Origin of the sequence: Lewinella cohaerens DSM 23179, assembly GCF_000379805.1 — a bacterium.
Taxonomy (GTDB): domain Bacteria; phylum Bacteroidota; class Bacteroidia; order Chitinophagales; family Saprospiraceae; genus Lewinella; species Lewinella cohaerens.
In genome coordinates, this window is sequence record NZ_KB903619.1 from 167,452 (window position 1) to 191,010 (window position 23,559).

General features: G+C 43.4%; 19 protein-coding genes. 13 read left to right on the plus strand and 6 right to left on the minus strand.

Annotation, left to right across the window (positions count from 1 at the left end):
* Positions 1–4: 4 nt before the first annotated feature.
* Positions 5–1,786: an LptF/LptG family permease gene (locus tag A3EU_RS35170; RefSeq protein WP_020539622.1), complete on the minus strand. Its 1,782-nt coding sequence runs from the start codon at positions 1,784–1,786 to the stop codon at positions 5–7.
* A gap of 200 nt (positions 1,787–1,986) precedes the next feature.
* Between A3EU_RS35170 and A3EU_RS0128615 the strand changes: the two genes are divergently transcribed.
* From A3EU_RS0128615 to A3EU_RS0128660, 10 genes are all read left to right on the plus strand, one after another.
* Positions 1,987–2,499 (plus strand): RNA polymerase sigma factor, encoded by a 513-nt coding sequence (locus A3EU_RS0128615; protein ID WP_020539623.1) that lies wholly within the window; start codon positions 1,987–1,989, stop codon positions 2,497–2,499.
* On the plus strand, positions 2,489–2,983 hold the full coding sequence (locus A3EU_RS0128620; RefSeq protein ID WP_020539624.1) for a hypothetical protein: 495 nt from the start codon (positions 2,489–2,491) through the stop codon (positions 2,981–2,983). Before A3EU_RS0128615 ends, A3EU_RS0128620 begins: the two co-directional genes overlap by 11 nt.
* A 106-nt stretch (positions 2,984–3,089) precedes the next feature.
* Entirely contained in the window at positions 3,090–3,593 is a 504-nt protein-coding gene (locus A3EU_RS0128625) for a DUF4252 domain-containing protein (protein ID WP_020539625.1), read from the plus strand.
* A 237-nt stretch (positions 3,594–3,830) separates the two neighbouring features.
* On the plus strand, positions 3,831–4,352 hold the full coding sequence (locus A3EU_RS0128630; RefSeq protein WP_020539626.1) for a DUF4252 domain-containing protein: 522 nt from the start codon (positions 3,831–3,833) through the stop codon (positions 4,350–4,352).
* Between the two features lie 199 nt (positions 4,353–4,551).
* The gene (locus A3EU_RS0128635) at positions 4,552–5,826 is read left to right on the plus strand and encodes a T9SS type A sorting domain-containing protein (protein ID WP_020539627.1); all 1,275 of its coding nucleotides are present in this window, start codon (positions 4,552–4,554) and stop codon (positions 5,824–5,826) included.
* 70 nt (positions 5,827–5,896) lie between these two features.
* Complete coding sequence (locus A3EU_RS32275; protein ID WP_020539628.1) at positions 5,897–6,814, plus strand: heme/hemin ABC transporter substrate-binding protein; 918 nt, start codon at positions 5,897–5,899, stop codon at positions 6,812–6,814.
* Positions 6,815–7,849 carry a FecCD family ABC transporter permease gene (locus A3EU_RS0128645; protein ID WP_020539629.1) on the plus strand — a complete coding sequence of 345 codons (1,035 nt, stop codon included), beginning with the start codon at positions 6,815–6,817 and terminating at the stop codon, positions 7,847–7,849.
* A complete protein-coding gene (locus A3EU_RS0128650) occupies positions 7,846–8,628 on the plus strand; it encodes an ATP-binding cassette domain-containing protein (protein WP_020539630.1) in 783 nt (260 codons plus the stop codon). The genes A3EU_RS0128645 and A3EU_RS0128650 overlap by 4 nt, the downstream gene beginning before the upstream one ends.
* A 68-nt stretch (positions 8,629–8,696) precedes the next feature.
* Positions 8,697–9,752 (plus strand): hemin-degrading factor, encoded by a 1,056-nt coding sequence (locus tag A3EU_RS0128655; RefSeq protein WP_020539631.1) that lies wholly within the window; start codon positions 8,697–8,699, stop codon positions 9,750–9,752.
* A gap of 10 nt (positions 9,753–9,762) precedes the next feature.
* Positions 9,763–11,838 (plus strand): TonB-dependent receptor plug domain-containing protein, encoded by a 2,076-nt coding sequence (locus A3EU_RS0128660; protein WP_020539632.1) that lies wholly within the window; start codon positions 9,763–9,765, stop codon positions 11,836–11,838.
* A gap of 37 nt (positions 11,839–11,875) precedes the next feature.
* Here A3EU_RS0128660 and A3EU_RS0128665 read toward each other — a convergent pair whose 3' ends face one another.
* Entirely contained in the window at positions 11,876–13,159 is a 1,284-nt protein-coding gene (locus tag A3EU_RS0128665; RefSeq protein WP_044087368.1) for a zinc dependent phospholipase C family protein, read from the minus strand.
* Between the two features lie 107 nt (positions 13,160–13,266).
* Entirely contained in the window at positions 13,267–14,304 is a 1,038-nt protein-coding gene (ruvB, locus tag A3EU_RS0128670; RefSeq protein WP_020539634.1) for a Holliday junction branch migration DNA helicase RuvB, read from the minus strand.
* Between the two features lie 138 nt (positions 14,305–14,442).
* Here ruvB and A3EU_RS0128675 point away from each other — a divergent pair, with 138 nt between their 5' ends.
* Positions 14,443–16,665: an NADP-dependent isocitrate dehydrogenase gene (locus tag A3EU_RS0128675; RefSeq protein ID WP_020539635.1), complete on the plus strand. Its 2,223-nt coding sequence runs from the start codon at positions 14,443–14,445 to the stop codon at positions 16,663–16,665.
* A gap of 70 nt (positions 16,666–16,735) precedes the next feature.
* Here the strand turns inward: A3EU_RS0128675 and A3EU_RS0128680 are convergent, their stop codons facing one another.
* From A3EU_RS0128680 to A3EU_RS0128690, 3 genes are all read right to left on the minus strand, one after another.
* On the minus strand, positions 16,736–18,070 hold the full coding sequence (locus tag A3EU_RS0128680) for a T9SS type A sorting domain-containing protein (protein WP_020539636.1): 1,335 nt from the start codon (positions 18,068–18,070) through the stop codon (positions 16,736–16,738).
* Positions 18,071–18,191: 121 nt separating this feature from the next.
* Positions 18,192–20,564 carry a T9SS type A sorting domain-containing protein gene (locus A3EU_RS0128685; protein ID WP_020539637.1) on the minus strand — a complete coding sequence of 791 codons (2,373 nt, stop codon included), beginning with the start codon at positions 20,562–20,564 and terminating at the stop codon, positions 18,192–18,194.
* 228 nt (positions 20,565–20,792) lie between these two features.
* On the minus strand, positions 20,793–21,143 hold the full coding sequence (locus A3EU_RS0128690) for a HesB/IscA family protein (RefSeq protein WP_020539638.1): 351 nt from the start codon (positions 21,141–21,143) through the stop codon (positions 20,793–20,795).
* 228 nt (positions 21,144–21,371) lie between these two features.
* On the opposite strand from A3EU_RS0128690, the gene A3EU_RS0128695 reads away from it, so the two are divergent.
* Positions 21,372–21,893 (plus strand): DUF7935 family protein, encoded by a 522-nt coding sequence (locus tag A3EU_RS0128695; protein WP_020539639.1) that lies wholly within the window; start codon positions 21,372–21,374, stop codon positions 21,891–21,893.
* A 52-nt stretch (positions 21,894–21,945) separates the two neighbouring features.
* Positions 21,946–23,337 (plus strand): aminopeptidase P family protein, encoded by a 1,392-nt coding sequence (locus tag A3EU_RS0128700; RefSeq protein WP_020539640.1) that lies wholly within the window; start codon positions 21,946–21,948, stop codon positions 23,335–23,337.
* Positions 23,338–23,559 lie beyond the last annotated feature (222 nt).

The window sequence follows — 23,559 nt, forward strand, 5'->3', positions numbered from 1 at the left end:
ATTCCTAAACAGGCTGCTTCTTTTCAGGGCGTAGCATTCTGAATAATTTACTGACACTTGCCGTCAATCCACTCAGGTCAAAAAGTTTACTATCAGCCATGGCTTTGATGGTCAACCAAACACCTATAGGCGACAAAATAATGCAAGGCAACCATGCCGCCAGAGAGGCTGGCACCAGTAATGTCTCGGCTATTTTCCGGCAAAAAATGGTAAGAACGATAAACACGATAAAAGCCACGACACTTACCAAGAGCGGGTAGCCGAACCCACCTTTCCTGACAATGGCTCCCAACGGTGCACCTATGAAAACAAAGATAATACAGACCACTGCCATACTGTACTTTGTATGCATTTCATAAATGTGCTTAACCTTGTCTTCTTTAGTCCTACTGAGAGATACTTCCGCTTGTTCAGCTTGGTTAATGATCGCCCGGGCGCTTGATTTTGCTTTCGTCATGAATCTTCGCCGCTCGGCAGGGGTAAGGATTTCCAGCCAGGCAGTGACAGAGGTAATCGTATCATCAAAACGCTCTAAAGGTACTTGGGGCTGAACTTTTGAAGAGTCGACTTTTGTCTCCATGCCTGCAGCCTTCTTAATGGCCGCGGCTTTTGCCATTCTCTCTTTTTGATCGGTAGTTTTTTCTAAAGCGATTAGTTTTTCGCGTTCATCAGTTCGATTTCGGCCTGCGTTTGACATACGCTGAGAGTAACTTTCTAGACGTTGTATACTGTCGGTTCCCATTTTTTCTAATAGCCGCAAGCTATCAGCCAGGAGGGAGTCTTGCATAGTATCTTCATTGGCTAAGCTATCCTGCTCTGCATCTATTTCAGACAGTTCATCCTCCTCTGGCTCTAGTTGTGCTTGTGGGTAAAGGCTATCGACAGGAAGAACACTAAAGTGCGTTCCAACTTGCTTGGCGAGATTCAAATAGCGCTGATCTATACGTTTTTGGATGGTATCAATCTGGCTAGCCAGTTGACTGATACTCATCATTGACCTATTTTGGCTAAATAGATCAGGATTGGTGATATCCATGTTGAATTCACTCAAATCGAAAACTTTATTCCAGGATTTAAAGGCCGTACGTATAAAAGGAGCTCCTTTACCTGTGTTTCGCCCGGTGGGTCTTGATTCGATGTACTGGTGCCCGTTGTACAATTGCATCACAAAATAGCTACCGTCCTTGGTGGAGAACATTTCGCCTGATTCTGCAACCACCTGCGTAAGCTTGCCGCTATTGGCTTCTGAATGGTCGTAGATCAGGATATCACTAATCGTTCGACCGTCGCTGCCCTTCTCCCCTATTCTGATCGCGTAATTACCGAAATCGTCGTTGAACACCCCCGTTTCCATACTCATGGTGGGCTTCTTTTCCCGAATATCGTACATCCGAGATCCAAACTGGAGATTTGCTACAGGAATAATATAGTCGTTACACAAGTAGGAAACAAAAGTCGCAATACTGCCAAAGACGATAATGGGGCGCATGACTCGTAAGAGAGAGATTCCCGCAGATTTCAGGCTGGAGAGTTCGTACCGTTCCGCCAAACCTCCCATGACCATTACTGCCGAAATGAGGATAGCCAAAGGCAACGCCATAGGAACGAGGCCGACACACTTGTAAGCCAACAATTCCATGATAACAAAGACACTTAAGCCTTTGCCGGCAATGTCATCAATATACACCCAAAGAATTTGCATCAGGAGCACAAAGGTTGCAATACCGAATGTCACCAAAAAGGGACCAATGAAACTTACCAGTAAAAGGCGGTCAATTTTTTTCAAAAGCTAAAATTAATTAAGAACAGCACAAGAATAAACTAGCACCTGATTTGCTACCTCAAAGGTAACGCTCCAATGGCCAAAAGAGATGCGTTGCTGCTATATTTTAGGAAAAAGATGGTTTTAGTCGAAAAAAATATCAACCAGCTGTAACAAACGTCAATTTCGCCTCGTCGAGGAATTGAAAACGGATAAATCCACAAATGGACTGGATGGAATTCAGAGAACAAATATGGCCCATTAAAGACCGACTCTATCGCCTAGCGTTGCGGTTGGTCAATGATAGGGCGGAAGCTGAAGATGTTGTACAAGAGGTAATGGTCAAACTGTGGCAGCAGGGGAAAGACCTGCTGCTTATTAAAAACATGGAGGCTTGGTGCCTCCGGATGACTCGCAACCAGGCGTTGGATAAACTGAAAGGTGGTTACCGAAAAAGAAGGACAGAAATCACAGATAATCTTCCTCAGTTCACCATAGCAAATGGCCCCGATCAGCAATTGGAATGGAAAGACACCTACCAGCAAATTCGGACGATAATACAAAACTTGCCAGAGAATCATCGTTCGGTAGTACAACTGAGGGATATCGAAGGAATGAGTTATCAGGAAATTGCGGATGCTTTAGAAATGACGATGCCGCAGGTGAAGACCAATTTATTCCGGGCTAGAAAAGCCCTTCGTGAAGCACTATTAAAACAATCTTCCTATGGACTATAATACAGCCAAAACACTACTCAATCGGTATTTCGAAGGCAATACTTCTTTAACGGAAGAAGAAGCATTGCGCAGCTACTTTAAGCAAGAGGTTTTACCAGAGGATATGGAACCTTACCGCTCCCTGTTTCAGTTTTTCGCGATAGCTGGAGAACAGAAAGTAAGTGAAGAATTTTCGGCTCGGCTCGACTCGATACAGAAAAGGAAAGCCAGCCAATTGGTACAATTCAGAAAACCGATGTCTCGCTGGTTGGCCATTGCGGCCATGATTACACTAGCACTTGCGGTTTGGATACTGACCCCGGAGGGCGAATCAAATAAGCAACAGGCTACGATAGACTGGTCACAATTTGAGCCTAAAAGTGAGGAAGAAGCCATACGTGTAACAACGACTGCTTTTCAGAAAACAAGTGCGTCTTTGCGTCGCGGCATGAATGTCGCTACCAGTGAACTGCAAAGTGTCAAGAAATTGGTACAGCCTTGGTGATTATTAGGTACTTGGTACAAAGTACAGGGGGGGTAAGCCCCCAAGAGGCTAATGCCCAAGAAGTAAATTCAATTTAAACAAAATCGAAATCAAAAAACACAGCAATATGAAACAGTTCTTTGCATTAGCCCTGCTTTGCCTGGGCACAACGAGCCTTTTGGGGCAGGCCAATGCCATTGATGATTATTTCCAGGATTATGTGGAAGATGAGCAGTTTTCGGTCGTCTATATTAGTCCTCGCCTGTTCCAGATGTTTGAAAAGATAGGCGGCGAAAAGCTGGAACTAGACGATGCCGAAGCAGCCGCATTCATGGATTTGGCTACCGACCTTCGTGGCCTCCGTATTCTTAGCACAGACGTTACACCGGAGAAATATTTCAATGAAGCAAAATCGAAGATTAATACAAAAACCTACGAAACACTGATCACGATTAGGGAACGTAATGGTGGAAATACAGAGTTCCTGCTGCGGGAAGACGACAAGGGGAATCTTCAGGAACTGCTATTCCTCTCTTACGGCGAAAGTGAGTTCACCCTTATGAGCTTTGTTGGCCCTTTGAATCTTGATAAGATCATCAAGCTGGCCAACGAAATGGACGAGGATAATTAACGTGAGATTTACTTGACTGTATTCCTAAAAACCTAGGAGTCACGAAGTAAACCTCACTGTACTAGGTACGTGGTACAGGGTATAAGGATTTTTTGAAATCTAAACGGATGCTATACCAAGTACCTAATACCTTTTACGGAAGACTGGCCGATCATATCAATACATTTTCAGGTTCTTTCTCGCAAACCTGGCTTAAGAAATCACCCGGCGCTTTTTGTGCGCCAAAAAACTATAAGCATGAAACCATTAATGATGCTAATCGCTCTTTCCTTGAGCACTTTGACCCTATCAGCACAAAACAATGTTATCAACTCTTTTATTGATAAATACAAGGGGTTGGAAGATGTCACCCACGTAAATATCAGCGGTGGACTGCTCGATTTCATCAGCAAAGCCACTGACGAAGATGGCGAGCGGACTTTTTTGTCAAAACTAGAAAACCTCCGAGTACTCTCCGTGCCTAATCGCGCAGATATTGCAGCTTCTGACCTCACTGCATTGCGGCAAAGTATTCAGGCAAATAACTACGAAGAACTTATTAGAATTCGTGATGGAAAGGATCTAGTTTACATTTATCTCCATGAAAACAAAGATGAAGTGATTGAAGAACTCATCGTTCTGGTAGAAGACCCCGAAGAAGTCACCTTGGTAAGCCTGAGCGGATTGATGTACTATCAAGACTTGCATAAATTAGAACTTGACGGAGAGGCTGGGGAAGCATTAAATAGATTACCTAGTAAGGAAGAACCGCGTCCTTAAGGGTCACTAGACGATCAGAATAAACCTGCCAATTTCTACTTGAAGTTGGCAGGTTTATTGTTTTTACCTAACGTTTAGGTAGAAACAATACCTAACGCTTAGGTAGCAAGCATCACTAAAATTAGGTATTATTTAGATTTAGTCTAAATAAGCATAAGTTGTTTTCTATGTTTGTGCCAACACAGAAAATAACACAAGCATGAATCAACAATATATTTTCCTATTAGTATTACTCTTTACGGGGTATTGCCTTGAAGCACAAGTGGAGGAAGTTAGTATCGGCACCAACTATTCCAACCAGGTATTTTACCAGATTCAGGATGGGAGTACGACAAGTATCGCTCATGAAGAGTGGGATATTGCTTTTGGGGTAGCTCCGCAAAGCGCAGGCATTTTTGTAAATGAAGGAGTGTCCGCTAGTTTTGGAACTCAGGCACCAGAAGTATCCGTTTTCTTCAGTATCGACGAGGATTTTTCAACTGCTGACACGCTGAATATCATTGAGCAGGTTTTCAACCCAGAGATCAGTTGGGAGTCAGGTGCATTTAACAGCATAGCTAGTGCAGACAACCCGTTTGATTTGGGCTGGGGAACGTACAACCCAAGCAATCATACGATAAATAGCAATTACATTTTCTTTATACATCTGCGTAGTGGAATTTGGCGTAAACTAGAGATTCAGTCTTTGGCCAACAATATCTATTCCTTCCGCCACGCTAATCTCGATGGTACGGATGAAGTCAATGTACAGATTACGAAGGGGGATTTCACCGGCAAGACACTCGCCTATTATTCTTTTGCGAGCAATGAAGTAAAAGACCTGGAACCAGTTCATTGGGATTTGCTTTTCACCCGTTACTATTCTCCGCTTGATGATGGTGGAGGTGGTATCATCGAATATCAGGTGGCTGGCGTTTTATCAAATCAGAATGTTGCAGTAGCACAAGCTGACGAGGTAAATCCTTTGACCGTTTCCTTTCAGGATTACCTAACGGAATTTCAGGACACGTTGAATACCATTGGTCACGATTGGAAATTCTTTGATTTTACTACAGGCTGGAGTATTCAGGAAAATCAAGTATTCTTCGTTAAAACAGCAGCTGGTAGCATCTGGCAAGTTCAGTTTTTGGATTTCTCCGGCTCTTCTTCAGGCATCACAACCCTAATGAAAAGCTACGAGGGCTTATTGGTTAATAGTGATGACTTATCTGATACTTCAGACGACCTTTCTGTTTTTCCGAACCCAAGCAACGGAGTGATTAACCTCCACTGGACGGTTAATTCAGCTTATTCTCAGCATCAAAAGCTGGAAATCGTTGATGCTTTAGGCAAGGTTGTTTATCATGAAACGATCCCCACGCAAATAGGCATGAATACCTACCAATTGTCAACGGCACTCCCATCGGGGCACTACTACCTAAGGATTCAAGATGGCCAAGCGCAAATTGTTCGGCCATTAATCATAACGCAATAGTCCTTTCTCTCTTTAATAGCTGCTTGTAGTTGCGAGGCAACTACAAGCAGCTATTCTTAAAATAAAAATAATGAAGCATTTTCCAGCTAGAATTTTCTTCTTGCTAATGGCTATAGGAGTGGTGGCTTTTTCCACGACTTCCTGCTTTCACGACACTACCTCGGATGTCTCCGGTTCAAATGCCGGAGACACTTTAAAGCGGATTGTGTCTCTTGATGGAATGGTAACAGAATTGCTCTACCAATTAGAATTAGGAGAGCAAATTGTTGGTATTGATGTAACGAGTACTTATCCCGAAGAGGAACTAAAGGGTAAACCTCAACTTGGGCATGTCAGTCAGCTAAATGCTGAAGCGATTTTAGCCTTGCGTCCTGATTTAATCATTTGCAAAAAACAGGATTTAAACAACCCCGTCTTGGCGCAGCTTATTTCTGCTGGTGTGAACGTATTTGGGATTACGACGACTACGCACTTTAATAATGCTATTGAGGTAGCTCGACAGCTGCAAACGAAACTGTCAATTTCGGAAGCGGGTATAGGAGAGCTAACTCAAAACATTGCCGCAGACAGTCTGCGTTTGGCTAATCTCCTGGAAGAAACAACTCATCAGCCCAATATTTTATTCCTATATGCTCGTGGAACAGGTCGACTCTTTGTGAGTGGGAGCGGTACGCCCGTAGCTGCTATGCTGGAAAAGGCTGGTGGAAGAAATGCTGTCACAAACTTCTCTGATTATAAAGAATTGAGCCCAGAAGCATTGCTAGCTGCTAATCCGGAAGTGCTGTTGTTATTTGAAAGCGGCCTGAATAGCTTAGAAGGAATGGATGGCCTTGGAGAAATACCTGGAATGGCACAAACCACTGCTTATCAGCACAAGCGAGTCATCACGATGGACGGTCACTACTTGAGTTCTTTTGGTCCACGGGCTGCCCAAGCAGCCTACGATTTGGCGCTTCAGTTACAGGTATTTAGTCAAACGGAGCTTTAGATGAAAGTAGGCAATAAAATTTACTGGTTGCTTTGGGCAGGATTGATTCTCAGTATTTTGGGAAGCCTGATGTTTGGTGCTTACGCAATGAATAGCACGGAATTATTCCAGGGGCTCTTTTCATTTTCAGGGCCTGAAGGAAAAATAGGAGAAGGTTTCCTTATTTATCATATTCGCCTTCCCAGGGTATTACTCGCAGCATTGGTTGGGGCCGGACTGGCAAGTGTAGGTGCAGCTATTCAGGGGCTTTTCCGCAACCCGCTGGCAGACCCTACCCTGATAGGCGTCTCAAGTGGAGCTGTATTGTTTGCCGTCTTGGCGATTGTTCTTACGAAAAGCTACTGGTCTACCCTACCCGATTGGATACAGCAAACCTCCGTAAGTCTATCTGCCTTTATTGGGGGCGTCATCACTACTTTTGTCGTTTATGCGATCTCGAAAAAAGACCAGTATGTTTCTGTTATGACCATGCTACTGGCAGGAATTGCCATCTCAGCTTTAGCAAGTGCAATTGTAGGTGTATGCATCTACCTTTCAGATGACCAGCAATTAAGAGATATTACTTTTTGGACTTTAGGAAGCTTAAGTGGAACAAATTGGCTTCAGGTAGGTATTCTTTCTCCTCTGGTGGTCGGAGGGCTTTGGCTATTGAATAAGCAAGCAGCGACAATCAATGCTTTGTTACTAGGAGAAAAGGAAGCAGCCTACCTCGGCGTGAAAGTGGAAAGTGTGAAAACACTGATCATTTTAATAGCAGCTTTAATCACAGGTGTTTGTATCTCCTTTACGGGGATTATAGGTTTTGTAGGACTCATCATTCCACATTTTCTTCGCCTTCTTTTGGGAAGTAATTACACCCAGCTCCTTCCGAGTTCTGCCATACTGGGAGCTCTCTTTTTGGTCATCACCGATACTTTTGCGCGGACCATTGTTGCTCCTGCAGAACTGCCATTGGGTATTATAACGGCATTAATTGGGGCACCTTTCTTCCTTTGGCTGATTTACAGGACCAATAACAACCAAGTAATGCTATGATTAACCTTAGGAACATAAGCCTTCAAAGGAATGGGAAGCAAATTCTGGAGAGCATTGACCTTGATTTGCCGCCTGGGGCGCTTACAATGATATTAGGCCCCAATGGAGCAGGAAAGACCAGCTTGTTTGAAATACTAACAGGTCAACTTACACCACAAGGTGGGGTAATCACCTGGGAAAATGCGTTGTTTGGCAACTGGTCTGCAAAAGAAATGGCCATCCGGAGGACGGTACTTTCTCAGCAAATGCACGTCAATTTCCCCATCCAGGTAGAAGACCTTGTTGGTATGGGGAATTATGCAGTACGCAATCTTATAAAAGACGAAGAGCATCGCAGTATTGTCCGCTATGCTTTACGCAAAGTTGGTATGACTGCTTTCAGAAACAGAAGCTTTCCTAGCCTATCTGGTGGTGAACAACAACGCGTCTTGCTGGCAAAATGTATTGTTCAGCTCGAAAGCAATTACTGGCGCCCACATACACAATATTTATTCCTGGATGAGGCGACTGCTAACCTTGATATTAAACAAAAACACGAGGTGATGCAATTGGTGAAAAACATTATCCAACGAAGAGAAATAGGTGTAGTTGCCATCGTTCACGACCTGGGGCTTGCTGCTACTTATGCAGACCGAATCATATTACTAAAACAAGGTAAGGTATTGGCACAAGGCGACTGTAAAGTCACTTTAACTCCTGCCAATATCTCTAAAACATTTGAACTTAAAAGTCACCAGATCCCTACGCTATTCTTGGACAACCTTACACATTTAGCTTAGGAACAGCACGAAAATAAAAAGCGATTTTATTTTCTGCGCAATACTTAGACACAAAACTGATAATTACAATGACTTCAATTGAAACACTTTTGCACAATAAGCAGGCCATTATTGCTGAAACCCCACGTATTCGCCAGCGAAATTTGGCTGCGCAACTTGGTATCAGCGAAGCTGAATTACTTACGCTTTCACCAGATAATACGGTTATTCGACTTTCTGGCGATTGGAAATTGCTCCTGCCGGAAATCAAGCGCATGGGCTATGTGATGGCCCTTACCCGTAACGAAGCTTGTGTACATGAGCGAAAAGGTGTTTACGATAACATCAATTTTTACGGAGGCCCAGCCAATATGGGCGTAGCAGTCAATCCAGATATTGACCTTCGTTTTTTCATGAATGAGTGGGTACATGCGCTTGCTGTAACCATGGATCGGGGTAAAATGGGGATGCTCTATTCTTTCCAATTTTTTAACGGGGAGGGAGAAGCTGTTCACAAAATATTCTCTACGGAGAAGTCAGATATTGATGTTTACCACCAGTTGGTTGCTGAATACCGGGCAGAAGACCAGTCTCCATTATTTCCATTGCCAAAGAAGCAAGAAGAAGCAAGCACTCAGGAAATAAAAGAAGACGTTGATGTGGAAGCATTCCAGCAAGAGTGGCTCAACCTCAAGGATACGCACGACTTCTTTGGTTTGTTGAGAAAGTACGGTCTTGGCAGAACCCGTGCGATTGAATTAGCTCCTACAGATCATAGCCAGGCCGTGCCTGTAGATTTCATAAAGGAGGTTCTCCAATACTGTGCAGCGCAAGCAATTCCTATCATGTGTTTTGTCCACAGTAAAGGCTGCGTTCAGATTCATACCGGTGAAGTAAGCCAACTTAAGGAATTGGGAGAGTGGTACAACATTCTGGACCCCGCTTTTAACCTTCACCTAAATATGGAAATGGTAAAGAAAGCCTGGATTGTTAAAAAACCAACAGTAGACGGTATCGTCACCAGTTTGGAGCTTTTTGATGAAAATGGTGAACTTATCGTTTACTTTTTTGGTGCACGCAAGCCAGGAAAGCCAGAGTTAGAAACTTGGCGAGAAGCTATTAACCAATATTCTCTGAGCAGCTAATCAGAAACTGATGAATAAAATACCCAAGCTACTACCTTTTGCTCTCCTCTTCTTGCATTGCAGTACCTTACTCGCACAAGTAGAAGATGATTCAATAACTTGGTCTCTAGCTATCGAAGACATTGTCGTGACTGCTCAATTTGCACCTACTGCTAAGGAAAATGCGGTGCATGAGGTTAAAGTAATCGAAATCGAGGACATTACGCGGCAAGGCATGAACAACCTGGCGGAGGTACTTACACAGCAGTTGAATTTTCGTGTAAGCAACGACCCTATTCTCGGTAGCGGCGCACAAATTCAAGGCGTTGGAGGAGAGAATGTACAGGTAGCTATTGACGGTATTCCAGTTATAGGGAGGGTCAACGGCAATGTTGACCTTTCCCAAATAAAACTTTCGGATGTAGATCACATTGAGATCGTTGAAGGAGCACTCTCTGCCCAGTATGGCAACAATGCTGCTGGCGGTGTCATCAATATTATCACCAAAAAAACGCAGTTAAACAAATACAATGTTTCGCTTGCAAGCCAATTTGAGGACATTGGTATCATGAATTATGACGCTTTATTTTCTGCCCGTTTTAATCGTTTTTTTTTCAGCGCCAGCGGAAGTCATTATCAGAGTCAATTTGAACCCAATGATAGTCTCCGGCTTATTGAAACAACAACCTTAGCCGACGGCTCAACGCTTCAGCAACGGAAATTTCCATGGAATCCAAAGGTGCAGAACAGCCTCAATGGCAAATTGACTTATCGGCCCAATGACTCGTTTGACATTACCTACCAGCAACGTTACTTTACGGAATCTGTTTTTCTTTACGGCCCTGTAAAGCGCCCTTCGTTCAATCCTTATGCTTTTGATGAAACCTATCTCACCAATCGCCATGATCATACGGTGTCTCTAAATACCTGGTTGTCTTCCTCCTTGTATTTGCAATCACAAACGGCACTGAACAGCTTTACGCGAACCAAACAATATGAACGGCTGGAATTGGAAAGCCGTGAATCTACTCCCGTTTCAGCAGAACAAGACACCTCGCGGTTTACCTCAGTACTGCATCGTACAAGTATCAATACAGCAGGCCAGCAAAAAATCAATGGACAGTTTGGCGTAGAATACCTTCGAGAAATGGCTTTTGGCCGCCGACTAGTGGATACTTCGGCTGTTGATCTAAATGAACCTAGCCAACAAAATATTGCGTTCTGGCTTGGGGCTCGCTGGACGCCAATTACAAAATTAATCCTTCAAGCGAGCGTTCGATATGGCCATAACAGCCAGTTTGACCACCCAGTGTTGCCAGCTTTAAACCTGCGCTGGAACATCACTGAGGATTGGACGCTAAAGTCCAGTTATGCATTAGGGTTTCGCGCACCTTCTATCAAAGAATTGCACTTCAATTTTATTGATATCAATCATTTCATTGTCGGTAATAATGAATTGCAGGCAGAGTATTCCAACAATGCGAGATTGAGCCTTGATTATCGTAACAATTTAGGGAATAACCAATTGCTTCGTCTTGGCGTAAAAGGCTTTTACAACACGATCAGGAATAAAATAACGTTAGCAGAATTTGCGCCACTGCAATACAACTACCAGAATCTGGAAACATACGCTACGCATGGGCTAAACTTCACCATTAATTATGAATCAAAAATTATCTCTTGTGAGAGTGGCTTTTCAATAACCAATATTGCCAATGATTTTGCAGAAGAGCCCCAATACGAACCTACTTTTGTTCCTGTAGCCGAGGTGCAATCCCGGCTATCCGTTTGGATTCCTAAAGTAGACATTGACTTCTTGGTTACGCATCGTTATATTGCACGGCAGCAGCGATACCATCTTTATGAAGACGAGATTTTACTCGGGTTCATTGGCCAAAATCATCAGTTAAATGCCACTTTAAACCGTCACTTTTGGCAAGAAAGAATACATCTCAGTATTGGTGCAAAAAACCTGCTCAATCAATCGAGTCGATCACTAAGCGGAGCGAGTAATTCTGGCGATGTCCATGGTGGCAGCGGACAATCTGTACTCACGGGCTTCGACCGCAGCTATTTTGTCCGATTACAATTTTCATGCGGAAAGTAAGCTGCTCCAATTCGTTTTAGCTCGAAATACCAGGGGGTTACTTTCCGCTATGGTCCCTCCCCTTGCTTTCTCCCTGCTGGAATTCCTGTTCCAGTTCCTTTTGTTTCTCTAATTCTTCCTCGGTAGCTTGGGTATCGAGTAGTGCGTTCAAATCTGGCTGCCCGGCATCGACCCATGCGGTAAACCAGGAGCTGCCAATGGCCAGGATCGCATCTTGCATCCGTGTTTCCACCATGCCATCCATGGCTTGCTCGTAGACTTTTGCGTAGTCTTCGCACTGGGTACGGATCGAACGGCCCAGTCTTTCTTCAAAGCAGAACTGTTGATCGGGCGGAATCGTTTGGCTCAGTCTTTTTTCGATAAGAAGAACGCTGTCTAATAGCTTATGGCTGTCTAAGACAGCGGTCCAGAAATAGTCGTTTTTATCGCGGATGTATTCTGCTTTTCCTACAAAGTAATCGTAGCCTTTATCGGCAAAAAGCTCAGGTAGACGACTTTCCCAAAAAGCATGAATGCCTACTTGGTTGGTCATTTCGCCATTGTAGTTTTCAGTGGTATGAAGAGGTACATGTGCATCGCCGATATAGTGGCCGATTTCTGAACATATTCGCAGAATAGAACGGGCATCTCCTCGTTCAAAAGCTTTTGTAAGCTGTCGTTGAGTAGCCTCCAAGTGATAAGGGACGATGCCGTATTCTGAAAAATGATCAATGGCCTCTACCCTACTGAAAGTCTCTGCGGGCCAGCCAAAAAGGGCGGCTGTTGCGGCAGGTGATGGCAACCATTCATCTTCGTAGTATTGGGGCTGAATTTCCTCTTGCCAATAGGTTTTGTAGTCTTTCAGCGACAAATAGAGTGGCAGCTCAGGGTGATTGACTTTCAAAAGGGCGGTATCTCTACCGTTATTTGCTCTTAGTATTGATGCTACTTCTACAACCAGCGTATCAGCAGAACCTGCCTTGATCATTCTTAACTCGCCATAGCGCAACAATGCTTCAGTCCAGTTGCGGGGCACCTCCGGAAAGGGGTGGACGCCCCAGTGGTCGATGTCAATATAATGCCGTACGGCCTCATGCTTGGTGGCATAGCGGCGCTTGTCTGGGTCTACGGCATGATCGGTAACGTACTCGATATGGTGGCGAAAGAAAGGCATCATCTCCGGTGGTAGGGTAAATACCGCCATTCTGTTAATTCGGCGATGCCCGAAAAAGCCCCATTCCTCCATTGCAGTGTCTCTTAAAGTAAATGCACTTAATAGTGTGAATACCAGCAATAAGAATAGGATACCTGGCTTTAAAAAAGAAGATGTCGATTTGGCCACAGCATTGAATTTAAAGGACTGATGTCAAAAAATTACTTGAACCATATAAGTTATATAAGGAAATATAAGTTTCCTTAATTTACTCAAATGACGATGGTTGAGAATTTCTATTCTGTAATCTCAAACAAAGTTCCTGTTCTTCCCGGAGGAACAAGGCCAAGGTGGCGATAGGTTTTTTCAGTAGCCTCTCGCCCTCGTGGTGTTCGCTGGATATAACCTTCCATGATTAGGAAAGGTTCGTGGACCTCCTCGATCGTACCAGACTCCTCTCCTACTGCGGTAGCAATGGTCGTGATTCCAACCGGGCCGCCTTTAAATTTGTGGACGATTGCACTCAATATCTTGTTATCCATCTCATCGAGGCCACCTTCATCAACATTAAGGGCTTCCAGGCCATATTTTGCAATTGGCACATCAATGTTTCCGTCGCCTTTCACTTGGGCAAAATCTCTGATTCGACGCAGTAGTGCGTTTGCAATCCTTGGGGTACCTCTGCTACGGCGGGCGATCTCCATTGAGCCTGGGCCATTGATGGGAACCTGCAAAATTCCAGCAGAACGAATAATGATTTTACTCAGGGTAGCAGCATCGTAATAATCCAGTAGGCAGGTGATGCCAAAACGCTCGCGCATAGGGGCTGTTAACAGTCCTAAGCGGGTGGTCGCACCGATTAGCGTAAACGGACTCAGACTGATTTGTACGGTACGTGCATTGGGACCACTATCAATCATGATATCAATCCGATAATCTTCCATTGCCGAATAAAGGTACTCTTCGACAACGGTATTCAATCGGTGGATTTCATCAATGAAGAGCACATCGCCTTCCCCTAAATTGGTTAGTAAACCAGCTAGGTCTCCTGGTTTTTCCAAGACAGGGCCACTGGTCATCTTCAACTCGGCGCCCATTTCGTTGGAAACAATATGTGACAAGGTCGTTTTCCCTAATCCCGGAGGGCCGTGTAGCAAAACATGGTCCAGTGCTTCCCCACGTTGTTTAGCGGCCTGGATGAATATTTTTAGATTTTCAACAATTTTAGGCTGACCACTGAAGTCATCCAATGCCTTGGGACGTAGTGCTCTTTCGTATTGCTGATCATCTGCCGGTAGCTGATCTTTATCAGGATCCAAGTGAGGATTTCGCATATTTTGAATTCGTCAGAAAAAAATATCCTAAAAAACAAACTAGATGTTTTTTGATCATGTTTGCAAGTTAGTAAGAAGCGGAGAAATTCTTACTTTTGTGCGGTTATAAAAATAACGATTTCAAACGGGATAATAAATATGAGTACACAGAAGATTATTTATACAAAGACTGATGAGGCACCGTTCTTGGCAACTCATTCTTTTTTACCTATTGTTCAAGCTTTCACCAAGTCAGCCGGTGTAGAAGTAGAAACAAGAGACATTTCTCTTGCAGCCAGGATTTTGTCTGCATTCCCAGACTTCCTTTCTGACGACCAAAAAGTATCTGATGATTTATTAGAACTGGGAACGCTTGCAAAACAACCAGAAGCTAATATCATTAAGTTACCTAATATTAGTGCTTCTGTACCACAGTTGATTGCTGCAATTGAAGAACTACAAGCAAAAGGGTTTGCTATTCCTGACTATCCGGAAGAAGCAAATTCTGAAGAAGAAAAGGCCATTAGAAATCGCTACAACAAGATTAAAGGAAGTGCTGTAAATCCAGTATTACGGGAAGGAAACTCAGACAGACGCGCTCCGAAGCCTGTCAAGGCTTATGCTAGAAAGCACCCACACAGAATGGGTAAATGGACAGCTGATTCAAAATCGCATGTAGCTACCATGTCGTCAGGAGATTTCAAAGCAAACGAAAAATCCATTACTGTCCCAGTTGATACTACAGTAACTATTCAGCATGTAGATCAAGCTGGAACAAAAACCATCCTCAAGGATAACTTAGCTTTATTGGCGGGTGAAATTATTGATGGAACATTCATGAGCAAAAAAGCTTTGCTAAGCTTCTTGGATGAAAATATTCGTGATGCAAAAGAAAAAGATATACTCTTTTCACTGCACATGAAGGCTACTATGATGAAAGTTTCGGATCCTATTATATTTGGTCACGCTGTCAGAAGGTTCTTTGCACCTGTCTTTTCAAAGCATGCCAGTACATTTGAAAAAATCGGAGTAGATGTAACCAACGGTTTTGGCGACTTGATTGCAAAACTAGATGAATTGGATGTGTCAGAAAAAGCAGAAATTCTTGCTGACATAAATGCCTGTTATGCAGATCGTCCAGATCTAGCGATGGTTAATAGTGATAAAGGAATTACAAACTTACACGTACCAAGTGATGTAATCATTGATGCATCAATGCCTGCTATGATCCGTACTTCTGGACAAATGTGGGACAAAAATGGCGAGCAAAAAGATACCAAAGCAGTTATTCCTGATAGTAGCTATGCTGGGATTTACCAAGAAACTATTGATTTCTGTAAGGAACACGGAGCTTTTGATCCCACCACAATGGGTAGTGTACCAAACGTAGGTTTGATGGCACAAAAAGCAGAAGAATACGGTTCTCATGACAAGACATTTGAGATAGCAGCAGATGGGAAAGTAGAGATTGTTGATAGCGACGGAAATGTTCTAATGTCACACAACGTAGAAGCCGGCGATATCTGGAGAGCATGTCAGGTTAAAGACTTACCTATCCAGGATTGGGTTAAATTGGCGGTCAATAGATCAAGGTCAAGTGACACTCCTATCGTTTTTTGGCTAGACGAAGAACGTGCCCACGATAGAGAGTTAATCAAGAAGGTTAATAAATACCTAGGGGATCACAATACGGATGGATTGGAGATTCACACCATGTCACCTTCAGCAGCAACTAGATTTTCGCTAAACAGGATTAAAGAAGGTAAGGATACGATTTCTGTCACAGGTAATGTTCTTCGAGATTACAATACCGACTTATTTCCAATTTTGGAAGTAGGAACAAGTGCTAAAATGCTTTCTATTGTTCCATTGATGAATGGAGGAGGCTTATTTGAAACAGGAGCTGGTGGATCTGCACCTAAGCATGTGCAACAGTTTGTTGAAGAAGGACACCTAAGGTGGGATTCTCTTGGTGAGTTTTTAGCATTAGCCGTGTCATTGGAACACCTCGGATCCACATTTGATAATTCAGGTGCGGTCATCTTGGGCAACAGTTTGGATAAAGCTACTTCGGAGTTCTTGCAAAATGACAAATCACCTTCTCGGAAAGTGAATGAACTCGACAATAGAGGCAGCCACTTTTTCCTAGCTAAATATTGGGCCGAAGCACTTTCGGAGCAAAACGAAAACAAGGAATTGAAGGAAAAATTTGCGACTGTAGCTACAGAATTAGCTGCTAAAGAAGCTGTAATCCTTCAAGAACTACTGGATGCTCAAGGATCTGCTGTTGATATTGATGGCTATTACTACCCACAAGTCTCCTTGGTAAATAAAGCAATGAGGCCTAGTGAAACACTAAATGGTATTTTAGCTAGCATTTAGGCTGGTACAAATCACGAAGTGATTTAACTTTTAGAACGGGCTTTTGACTTGCGTCAAAAGCCCGTTCTATTTAATGCTGAACCACAATACTTCTGCTCGTGCCTCCTTTCTCCGTGACTATTTGCAGGGTGTAAATACCATTTGGTAGGCTTTGGCAGTTTTCTGCAATCGTTTCTTTATACATCTTTTGAGAAGGATAAGTCTTGACTAAGCGGCCTTCTTGGTTGAATAAGGCGATTTGGGTTGCTGCCTGCTCTGGAAAATCAAATACCAGCGTAAAGTACTCATCAGCAGGGTTTGGAGCAATTGTAATTTGATAATTAGGAGGCAGTGAATTACCCTGAGTATTTCCAATTGGAACGAAAGGTTTCAACCGGATAAGTGGAGTAACATTCGCCCCAAGGCCGTTTATTTCAAAGTTTGGTCGATCCCCTCCGAGGCTATCGGAATAGATAACGTGGGCGTATTGGGGCAAGTCTATTTGATTAGAAATAATGCCATTCGCAGTGTAGTCATAGTCATCGCTTACGGAAATTACCATCGTGTCCTCTTCATCCTCACTAATGTATTCAAGTACCAATAGATAATATCTGCCTCCGAGTAATTCTAGTCGATCATAGGGGCCTTCCGCTTCTATGTGAATAGGTAATCGTACCAATGTTTGGTTCTCAGAACCATCAAAGAGGTACTCGTTGAAATAGACTGGGGAATATCCATATTCCATCGTATCAATAATCCCATCCTGATTTTGGTCACCAAAAGTCTCGTAAAGCAGGATGGTGACGATTCCGTGTCCCTGCGCAACCTCGTCTGCATTATCAATCATAAATTCCAAATCCCTTACTTCAAAAGTATAACCTTCGGGAACGTAAAAACAAGTACCCACGTAGTAATTCGATCCTTCCAGCCTAATACCTCCTGTCCGCCCGGATTCTTTTGCCAGGCTTTCGTAGCTAGAAGAAAAATTGAAATGAATGGTATCATTTTGAGTGTTAATATCATTGCTGGTGGTCGTAACAATGTAGGTACCCCGGTAATCTCTTTCTACGAAAAAATTAGTTAATGGTAAGTTGAAAGGCTCCTCATTGAGTACATCATTTTCGATGCTTGCCCCGGATAACAGCTCACCATAGTTTTTTTCAACATTATAGATTACTTCTCCGGTTGTAAGGTTGGTAATCTGGCAGTTTACAATTACATCGTTGGCGGCCTCATCTCCTGTATTTAGGACATTAACCGCAAAGTACTGGGGACTAAAAAGCGCTGTCAGCGCTTGTGCGTTTTCCGGAATGACATAAAAGGTAGTGTCCAGTTCTAAATCTGGTCCATTTTGAGCATTGAGAGGAATCGAAAAAAGAAAAATAGCGCAAAGGCTAGGAAGTAAATGTGTAGAGAGAAGTCGCATAATCATTTATTTAATATTCTATCAAAAATAAAGCGGGCTGACTCAGTATTCAACTGAATCAGCCCGCTATTTTTGTCAAAAGACTTGCTAAAACACAGGTTATAGCATAAAAAGTCTACTACTAGTGCTGTACAACGATCTTCTCGATACGTGTACCAGCATCGGTATCTAACTGTAGGAAGTACAAACCGCTAGCAAGCGAACGTACATCATAGTTGAAAGTACCGTTCTGTAGCTTATCAAACTCTTGGGTAAGAATGATACGTCCAGTTTGGTCGTACAAACGAACAAGTACATCCACCTGCTTAGGAAAATCAACTTTCATGTTGAAGTTGTCTTTTGCAGGAACAGGGTATACATTCACACCAAACTCCGTAGGAAGTACCGTTTCGATAGCTGTAATTGCGGGCTGATCCAGGAATGGGTTATCACCAATAGATAGGCGCACTACAGGCACAGATGTACCACCAAAGCCACCAGAGAAGAAGTTTGGTTCTTCAGCCACCAAATCTACAACATCAGAGTACTGCTCAATGCCAATAGAATCAGTAATGAAGTTATTGGCAGCGTAGTTATAATCTTCACTTGCAGAAATAGCTACCTGGTCATCTGCATTTGCAGCAACATACTGTACAACTGCAAAGTAATATTTGCCACTGGTCATTTCAATGCCCTCTCCTTCCAAATCTACAGGAATGGTAATCAGTACTTCATCTTCTGTACCATCAAACATGTATTCATTGAAGGCAATAGGTACATTACCATACTCATCAGGTCCGATACGGCCATCGCCATCTACATCTCCGTCAGATTCATATAGGAAAGTCGTAACACCACTAGACTGAGCATCAGAAACATTACTAATCATGAAAGATATGAAGCGAGCATACCAGTTTTCGCCATTAGGTACGTAGTAGCTGTTACCAATGAACCAATCGCGGTCGTTGGTAAGGAAGATAGCACGGGTAGGGCCTGTTTCTTTAGCAAATAAAGAATCAGTAACAGAGAAACTGAAGAACAGAGAATCATTTCCAGGATTGACATCGGCAGAATCCTGGCTCAGGATATAAGTACCTTCATAAAAACCAAGAGATGACGCATCAGGAGCAAGATCCAACGGCATAGTAATGTCGATGAAATCATTCTCTGCGATAGAATCTACAGCAATGTCGCCATAGCTCTTCGTTTGGTCATAAACCACAGTACCACCATCAGTAACGTTTACAATCTGAAGGTTCAGTTCTACGTTTTCAGCCACCAAACCACCATTGTTCTGGATGTCAGACATGAAGTACTGAGGCTGAAGCTGAGAGTACGGTGTATTTACGTTATCAGGAATAGCAAAGAAGTTGGCATTCGCCTGAATGTCATAACCGATACGCTCCTGGATAGAGATATCATCAATACCCCAGAAGTAGTAATCTGTTGCAAAGGTGATCTTAATACGAATCTCATCAGCACCAGCAATATAAGCATCAAGAATAGGAACCGTTTGGCGGTTGCTACGGATTACATTGTTTGCTAAGTTCGGGTTCAAATCCGTTGCTGGGCTCCAAGTTGCGCCATCATCCGTACTAACAGCGAAAGAGGTCTTCAAACCATCAGGAGCATCTGTTGGCGTATTCAAATAACGCAAAGTTTGCGAAATTGAAATCGACAAAGCACGATCTGCAGAGGAGATATCAATGGCAGGAGAAATCAACTCTGCTACGTACTGAGGGTACGGAGGAGGGTTAGATGCAGGTACGTTAGCAGCGTCGCCACGGAACATCTGGAACATGTTGTTCATGGTCATCGTACCATTGGTACGGGTAGGTGAATCAACAAAGATAGCGCCAGGTGCTTCGAAACCGAAGATACCGTTGCCCAGGTTACCGTTAGGGCTCCAGGTCCAAATCATACCGCACTCGGAGCGCTTAGTGTAGGTGAATACAAACTCATCCCCACTATCGGTGATCTGAGTGTAAGTTAGCGTATTCCCACCATCGGAGTACACGACGGTAGGCTCACCTCTTCCTGTATAAGCATCAACGAATGCAGGGAAATTGAGTTGTGCAATAGTTGCCCATTCTACCACCCCACCAGCTGTAGTTTCTGCAAAGGCTAAACCATTAGCAAGTTCCGGGGAAGCATTTAAAGAGGAAACTAAAGTATCGCCAGAAAGGCTATAAGTACCATATACGGTAAGGTATTCAGAACCATCATCGGTATCAAAGGTAAATTGATACTCTGTATCATTTAAAAAAGACCACTCAAAGGTAAGGCCATCATAATTAAGGGAGGTGCCATTTTCTGTCCCTTCAGTTAGGGTCCAAATACCATAATCAGTACCAGAGTTGTTACCATAGGTATTCACGTTCCCACCACAAAGAATAGGGTTAACGCTCCAACCGGCTAGGCCTTTGGAGAAATCTTCTTCCCAGATAACGTCTTGCGCGGTCAAAGCACCGGCAGCCAATACTAGAAAGGCGAGTGTAAGTAAACGTTGCATCATGAATTGCATGTTTTAAATTTAAGTGTAGGATATAAAAGACAAATATAGGTCACTACTTTTAGAAAAAAGTCGAAATAATTAGCTCGCATCTGACAATAGATGGCAATAATTATTTTCTCCTCATTCGTATAGAAGTTCTTTTCCTAGACAATAGTATAATCAGGAATGTTCGCTAAGGTGTTTATTTTCCACTCCGTGGTGTATATCGCCAAGAAGAATGGAGGCTTTTTAAGCAGAAAAGGAAGTTCCACAGCCACAAGATTCTTTGGCATTAGGGTTATTGAAGGTGAAGCCACGGTTATTTAGGCCGTCTAGCCAGTCAACTTCCATGCCCAGCAAATAGATCGCGTGGGCTTTCTGCACCATCACTTTCATACCTTCGATTTCATAAACATCGTCTTGTTCTTTGATCAGGTCAAAGCCAAGAATGTAGGAAAAACCAGAGCACCCTCCTCCTTTTACGCCTACCCGTAAGCCGTGGTCTGAAGGAACGGATTGTTCTTTCTGTATCCGCTTAAGCTGTTCTATTGCGCCGGGCGTAAGGGTAATGGGTTGCATGCTTGTTTTCACAGTACTCATACGAATGTATGTCTTATTAAGATGAATTCTAAAGTAAAGATACAAATCCAAAACATACTCAGTGGATACTTAGTTGGCATTTATGAAAAAATATCTCTGAAAAGCAGAGATTCATGACACAGCAGTTACTTTTGTGGCATTGGTGCATTATACCAATAAGTAGAGCGCAAAAAGGAGGACCCCCTTGTTTATGTGCATTAGTTCAATCAAATAATCACGGATAAAACCATGATGGTATTCCTAGAAATTATTAAAATCGCCATTCCTGCGATTGTTGTAGCACTAACCAGCTATTTTATTATCAGAGAAATGTTGCGCAAACAACTCCAGATGCAAGAACAACGCATTCGGCAGGAGCGCCAAAGTGCAGTTACGCCACTGCGCATGCAGGCTTACGAAAGACTTTCACTGCTTATTGAACGTCTTTCTTTACCTGGTTTGCTTATGCGCACAGACAGTAGTGGTATGCAAGCCAACACGCTGAAGATTGCACTTATGATGACCGTTCAGCAAGAGTTTGAGCACAATATTTCACAACAGATTTATGTGTCCGAAAAACTATGGGAAATCATCAAAGCAACAAGAGATGATTTGATTCAGTTTTTGGACTTGGTAAGTGAGAAGCTGCCTAAAGATGCTCCCGCCAAGGCTTACCGGGATGCACTGTTTGCTTACCAGCAACAACGCGACTACGACCCTGTGGCTACGGCGCAGATGGCTATTCGTAAAGAGGCAACGAGTTTGTTTTAGGCAATTTCATTTACTAGAGATTCTTTTCCTGTTTTTCTAAAATTCCTGTTCTATGTTTACTCCTTCTATCTATCGGGACCGTCGGGATGCACTGGCTCAACAAATGACTGATAACGGACTCCTTCTTATCTTCGGTAACGAAGAGAGCCCGATGAATTATACGGACAATACTTATCCGTTCCGTCAGGATTCCAACTTCCTTTATTTTGCCGGATTAGAAGATACAGGGCATTTTTTGATCATGGACTTGTCGACGGGTAAGACCACACTTTATGGCAATGATCTCAGCCTCGATCACATCGTCTGGATGGGCAACCAGCCTAGTATGGACGAAAAGACGGCTCTTATTGGAGCTGATCAACATGCTCCTTACAAAGCAGGGCTGGATGTTATCAGCAAGGCTAAAGAGCAAAAACAGCCGGTTCACTATCTCCCACCCTACCGGGCAGAAAGAATAGAGTTACTAGCTGATTGTTTGGGGCAATCCTTGCAAGCGACCAGAGAAGGATTTTCAGCACCATTGTGCCATGCAGTTATCAAATTGCGTTCTCACAAAACAGCAGAGGAAGCTGCTGAAATGGATAAAGCTGTTGACATAACCCGCGCTATGCACCTTGCAGCAATGCGTACGGTAGCGGAAGGACAACGAGAATCCACCGTAGCAGGAATTGTAGAGGGTATTGCTATTGGCGGCGGCGGTCGCTTGGCTTATCCTTGTATTGGAACCATCAACGGGCATATTTTACACAATCACCATCATGGCAATGTTGTCAAAGACGGGCATCTTTATTTGTTGGATGCTGGTGCTTCCTCTATCAGTCAATATGCCGGTGATATTACCCGTACTTTTCCTGTAGCCAAAACCTTTACGTCTCAACAAAAAGACATTTACGCTATTGTTCTGAAAGCTTTAGACGACTGTTCTGCTGCACTGCGGCCGGGGCTTGCTTATAAAGATGCGCATTTGCAAGCAGCCAGAGTTATCGTTGAAGGTCTGANAGACCTGGGCCTGATGAAAGGTGATACGGAAGCAGCTGTTGCAGAAGGTGCTCATGCTTTGTTTTTCCCGCATGGGCTAGGCCACATGATCGGGCTTGACGTCCACGACATGGAGGATCTCAACGAAAATTGGGTAGGCTACGATGAAGACACACAGCGTTCTACTCAGTTTGGTCTAAAATCCTTACGCTTGGCCAAAAAACTAGAAGCAGGTTTTGCATTGACCGTAGAGCCAGGCATCTATTTCATTCCTACACTTATTGAACGCTGGCAAGCAGAGGGGAAATTCAAAGATTTCGTCAACTATGATGCTTTAAAACCTTACTTCAACTTTGGGGGCATCAGAATTGAAGATAACCTATTGATTACAGAAAATGGTTCTCGCTTGCTTGGCAAGGCTATCCCTAAAAGCATTGCGGATATTGAGGGGGCTCGGCAGTCGTAGACGGCGGCGAATAATAAGTTCCCTATTTCAGGCTAGCGATTTTTGGTGCAGAGCACCGTTCTATATTTCCCAACCTTCAATAAACTCATTGGAGGCAGACAATCCTGCTGAATAGAGTACGGTGAGCTGCACCTTTCATGCTTAGGGCTTTGCGAAATCATGATAAAATAAGCCGTCTTCCTGATTTCACCATGTCACGCTAGGCGATAGTAGATAAACTTA

Coding starts and splice junctions, on each gene's coding strand:
- A3EU_RS0128615 (WP_020539623.1), top strand. CDS start 1,987: ATGGACTGGATGGAATTCAGAGAACAAATATGGCCCATTAAAGACCGA.
- A3EU_RS0128620 (WP_020539624.1), top strand. CDS start 2,489: ATGGACTATAATACAGCCAAAACACTACTCAATCGGTATTTCGAAGGC.
- A3EU_RS0128625 (WP_020539625.1), top strand. CDS start 3,090: ATGAAACAGTTCTTTGCATTAGCCCTGCTTTGCCTGGGCACAACGAGC.
- A3EU_RS0128630 (WP_020539626.1), top strand. CDS start 3,831: ATGAAACCATTAATGATGCTAATCGCTCTTTCCTTGAGCACTTTGACC.
- A3EU_RS0128635 (WP_020539627.1), top strand. CDS start 4,552: ATGAATCAACAATATATTTTCCTATTAGTATTACTCTTTACGGGGTAT.
- A3EU_RS32275 (WP_020539628.1), top strand. CDS start 5,897: ATGAAGCATTTTCCAGCTAGAATTTTCTTCTTGCTAATGGCTATAGGA.
- A3EU_RS0128645 (WP_020539629.1), top strand. CDS start 6,815: ATGAAAGTAGGCAATAAAATTTACTGGTTGCTTTGGGCAGGATTGATT.
- A3EU_RS0128650 (WP_020539630.1), top strand. CDS start 7,846: ATGATTAACCTTAGGAACATAAGCCTTCAAAGGAATGGGAAGCAAATT.
- A3EU_RS0128655 (WP_020539631.1), top strand. CDS start 8,697: ATGACTTCAATTGAAACACTTTTGCACAATAAGCAGGCCATTATTGCT.
- A3EU_RS0128660 (WP_020539632.1), top strand. CDS start 9,763: ATGAATAAAATACCCAAGCTACTACCTTTTGCTCTCCTCTTCTTGCAT.
- ruvB (WP_020539634.1), bottom strand. CDS start 14,304: ATGCGAAATCCTCACTTGGATCCTGATAAAGATCAGCTACCGGCAGAT.
- A3EU_RS0128675 (WP_020539635.1), top strand. CDS start 14,443: ATGAGTACACAGAAGATTATTTATACAAAGACTGATGAGGCACCGTTC.
- A3EU_RS0128680 (WP_020539636.1), bottom strand. CDS start 18,070: ATGCGACTTCTCTCTACACATTTACTTCCTAGCCTTTGCGCTATTTTT.
- A3EU_RS0128685 (WP_020539637.1), bottom strand. CDS start 20,564: ATGATGCAACGTTTACTTACACTCGCCTTTCTAGTATTGGCTGCCGGT.
- A3EU_RS0128690 (WP_020539638.1), bottom strand. CDS start 21,143: ATGAGTACTGTGAAAACAAGCATGCAACCCATTACCCTTACGCCCGGC.
- A3EU_RS0128695 (WP_020539639.1), top strand. CDS start 21,372: ATGATGGTATTCCTAGAAATTATTAAAATCGCCATTCCTGCGATTGTT.